This is a genomic window from Neisseria sp. P0021.S007 (assembly GCF_051956855.1).
In genome coordinates this window covers 1-535 of sequence record NZ_JBQCXA010001080.1, presented here as the reverse complement: position 1 = coordinate 535, position 535 = coordinate 1, and the positions used below count along the sequence as shown (strand labels likewise).

The window sequence follows — 535 nt, the reverse complement described above, 5'->3', positions numbered from 1 at the left end:
ATACATCATCACCAGCGGTTCGCAAATGCGCGAATCTGGTTCGACCAATACGTTGGAAGTGTTGCAGGTTAAATAATTGCAGTGATCCGATGATTGGAAAAGCAGGCTGTTTTAGCCTGCTTTTTTTGTGTAAAAAAAGAAAAGATTAGGCAAAAATAATGATGTAGTATAGAATTGAGTGCCTATACTAAATCAATAAAGGACGTTTCAGACGGCCTTTTTCTTTGTCCGCTACTTTCACGGTAAACCAAAATGATTCATTTCAATCTGAAAAAAACAGCATTTATTTTAAGCGCAGCACTGTTATCTACTGCCGTCCAAGCCTCCGGCTACCACTTCGGCACACAATCCGTTAACGCACAAGGCACGGCCAACGCCGCCGCCGCCGAAGCTGCCGATGCCTCAACCATTTTCTACAATCCGGCCGGTTTGAGCAAAATCGACAGCAGCCAAATTTCCGTCAACGCCAATATCGTTTTCCCAAGCATTCATTATGAGGCGGAATCTGCGAAACACTTCCGCACGGGTGCCGATG

Annotated in this window: 1 protein-coding gene; it reads left to right on the top strand. The window is 45.0% G+C overall.

The annotated features are described in order from the left end of the window. Nucleotides 1-252 precede the first annotated feature (252 nt). A partial coding sequence (locus tag ACTHUR_RS17630) for an outer membrane protein transport protein (protein ID WP_440400018.1) occupies nucleotides 253-535 on the top strand: 283 nt, incomplete at its 3' end.